This is a genomic window from Bacteroides sp. An269 (genome assembly GCF_002159755.1).
GTDB lineage: Bacteria > Bacteroidota > Bacteroidia > Bacteroidales > Bacteroidaceae > Phocaeicola > Phocaeicola intestinalis.
Genome location: NZ_NFJG01000216.1, coordinates 1 through 1,989, shown reverse-complemented (window position 1 = coordinate 1,989; position 1,989 = coordinate 1). Strand labels below are relative to the sequence as shown.

The following is a 1,989-nucleotide window of genomic DNA, read 5'->3' as shown; positions in this document are numbered from 1 at the left end:
CTGTTCTTCGTCAGATAGCCCGCTATCTTCCTCATCACAGAAGCGAAAATGCCTCAAAAACTCATCCCAAATCATCGCACGATAAATTCAAAACAGCTTCTAAAAAGTTCATAAACTCAAGGACTTAAAAACTTATGAATGTTCTTGCTTATCAACTCGTATAGCTCGGCAAGTTCAGGTTCATCGGCAAGCATGCTCAGATGACGGTTGATTACATTTTCGTCATACCGCCTTGCCGGTCCGGTCTGTGCCTCCAAGGGAGAAAGCTCGTGTACTTTGCGTGCCGTTTCGTCTATCAAAGGCAACATCGCCCCGAAAGGCAATCCGTGTAATGCCAACAAATGCTCTGCCACAGCATACATGTGATTGGCAAAATTGCAAGCAAACACTGCAGCAACATGTAAATAGCGGCGTTGCTCGGACGTAGCCTCGTATGCCTTTCCTCCCAACTGCCCTGCCAATATTTTCAAGGTTTCCATTTCTTCCTTTCCCGACCCTTCGACAAAAAAAGGCACCGTTGAGAAGTCTACCCCCCTACCCTTGCTGAATGTCTGCATCGGATAAAGCACTCCATAATGCCGCGCCAGCCCTTTCCATACATTCATCGGCATACTTCCAGCCGTATGTACAAAAAAAGCATCCGGATGACGACTTACCAAAGGAGGTATCACTTTTTCCAAAGCCGAGTCCTTGACAGATACAATATACATGTCAGCTTCCGAATTCACCATGTCAAGCCTTGTCGTATAGGGACAGTGCAACTTACCGGCCAATGCCGAAGCCGAGGCTTCGGTACGGCTGAACACTTGTACAACCTCATAACCGGCATCGCACAATGCCGGTCCCAGATGGGTAGCCACATTTCCGGCACCCACCAATACGACCTTTTTCAAGGACACAGGCTGTCCGTCTATCAATTCTTTATTCATCATTTTCTCATTCTTCATTTATCGGGATGAAAGCCAATACAACAAGATACCTATCAGGAGCAATGCTACAGGAAGCAGATAGCCCGACATCTGTCCTAACAAAGAAACTACCAGTCCGATGTTCTGTATCAACCAGATACCTGCCAGGACAATTCCTACCGACTTGTCCGCCTTAAACCATAAAAAGATAACCGCCGCATAGAGCAACATCGTATCTTTCTGCATCACCCAAGGCAAACCATGGGCAGCGAAACCAATCAGACGGTCGAGCAAATAAAGAAGTCCCATTATTCCCAAGAACACTGCCGTAGCACGATACGTGTCTTTATGATTCGAAGCCTTTGCAGTCATCGTTCACCATATTTATTAAGGTGTATCTTTTCCCATTGCAGCTTGTCTTCATCGAAAGGTTTCCGCTCCATGCCTTTATGCCCAACCGCAATAATGGAAAGTACCTGAAGCTGCAAAGGGATATCCAACACCCCGTGCACAAACTCATCGGCCGACATACCTGTAGCTGTATATCTTTCGCGTACCTGAATCCAGCAACTGCCCAGCCCCAGGTCTTCTGCCTGAAGCTGAATCATGATGGAAGCTACCGATGCATCTTCTATCCACACATCGCTTGCCAACGGGTCGCCAAGCACCACGATGCCCACTGCGGCATCCTTCAGGAACGAAGCCCCCGCTTCTTTGCACTTCGACAGCAATTCCAGCGTAGACTTGTCGTCCACGACCACAAATTGCCAACTGTTGCTCCGTTTCGATGTGGGTGACATCAATGCTGCTTTCAGCAATGATACCACTTCATCCTGAGTCAATTCTTCGCCGGTAAATTTACGCATGCTGCGCCGTCTCTTGATTAATTCACTGAAGTTTTCCATAAAGCTTGATTTTAGCGATGACAAAGATACAGGTAAAAACCGGAATGCTCAAATAAAATGCCGCCTAACTTAGAAGCTGTTTTGAATTTATCGTGCGATGATTTGGGATGAGTTTTTGAGGCATTTTCGCTTCTGTGATGAGGAAGATAGCGGGCTATCTGACGAAGAACAGGAGC

3 protein-coding genes are annotated in these 1,989 nt (G+C 46.9%); all 3 read right to left on the bottom strand.

Going from position 1 to position 1,989, the window contains the following annotated elements; translation table 11 throughout:
- Window positions 1–116 precede the first annotated feature (116 nt).
- From B5F71_RS19320 to B5F71_RS19310, 3 genes are read right to left on the bottom strand one after another with little or no spacing between them, the layout of a single operon-like run.
- Window positions 117–932, bottom strand: coding sequence for a Rossmann-like and DUF2520 domain-containing protein (locus B5F71_RS19320; protein WP_241148665.1), 816 nt, complete (start codon window positions 930–932; stop codon window positions 117–119).
- Window positions 933–947: 15 nt separating this feature from the next.
- On the bottom strand, window positions 948–1,280 hold the full coding sequence (locus B5F71_RS19315; protein ID WP_022040863.1) for a hypothetical protein: 333 nt from the start codon (window positions 1,278–1,280) through the stop codon (window positions 948–950).
- Entirely contained in the window at window positions 1,277–1,813 is a 537-nt protein-coding gene (locus B5F71_RS19310; RefSeq protein WP_022040862.1) for a nitroreductase family protein, read from the bottom strand. The genes B5F71_RS19315 and B5F71_RS19310 overlap by 4 nt, the downstream gene beginning before the upstream one ends.
- Between the last annotated feature and the right edge of the window lie 176 nt (window positions 1,814–1,989).

What these genes read in the sequence shown, in the direction of transcription:
- B5F71_RS19320 (WP_241148665.1), bottom strand. Translation starts at nt 932, where the DNA reads ATGATGAATAAAGAATTGATAGACGGACAGCCTGTGTCCTTGAAAAAG.
- B5F71_RS19315 (WP_022040863.1), bottom strand. Translation starts at nt 1,280, where the DNA reads ATGACTGCAAAGGCTTCGAATCATAAAGACACGTATCGTGCTACGGCA.
- B5F71_RS19310 (WP_022040862.1), bottom strand. Translation starts at nt 1,813, where the DNA reads ATGGAAAACTTCAGTGAATTAATCAAGAGACGGCGCAGCATGCGTAAA.